Source organism: Vibrio sp. 2033 (genome assembly GCF_033339735.1).
Map to the genome: position 1 here is coordinate 1 of NZ_JAWOVC010000468.1, position 629 is coordinate 629.

Annotated in this window: 1 protein-coding gene; it reads left to right on the plus strand. The window is 48.6% G+C overall.

Features of this window, described 5'->3' with window-relative positions; all coding sequences use genetic code 11:
* The coding region (locus R7P74_RS27240; protein ID WP_318123792.1) for a solute carrier family 23 protein at positions 1–629 on the plus strand (629 nt) is incomplete at both ends.

Below are 629 nucleotides of genomic sequence, written 5' to 3' on the forward strand. Positions count from 1 at the left end.
TCGGAACTGGTCTATCAATTAAATGATCGTCCACCACTGCCACAAACGATTTTTGCTGCACTTCAGCATTTATTGGCGATGTTCGTTGCGGTGATTACACCTTCATTAATCATTTGCCAATCTTTGGGCGTTCCGGCCGATCAAACCAACACCATTATCAGCATGTCGCTGTTTGCATCTGGTGTTTCTTCCTTTATCCAAATCCGTACCTTTGGCCCTGTCGGCTCCGGCTTGCTATCGGTGCAAGGCACCAGCTTTAACTTTTTGGGTCCAATCATCGGTGCGGGTTTATCACTCAAAGCAGGTGGCGCGGACATCAGCACCATGATGGCGGCGATTTTCGGGACGATTTTAGTTGCCTCTTTTGCCGAGATTTTACTGTCTCGTGTGCTTGAGCATGCACGTCGCATCATCACACCTCTCGTCTCTGGCATTGTCGTAACTCTGATTGGCCTGACGCTGATCCAAGTCGGCTTGGTTTCTATGGGTTGTGGCTATGCTGCAATGGGCGACGGTACTTTTGGTAGCTTAGACAAACTGGCGCTCGCTGGTACCGTACTTGGGTTAATTGTGATTTTGAATCGTTCTAAAAACCCATACATTCGCGTGGCTTCGATCGTGATTGCCAT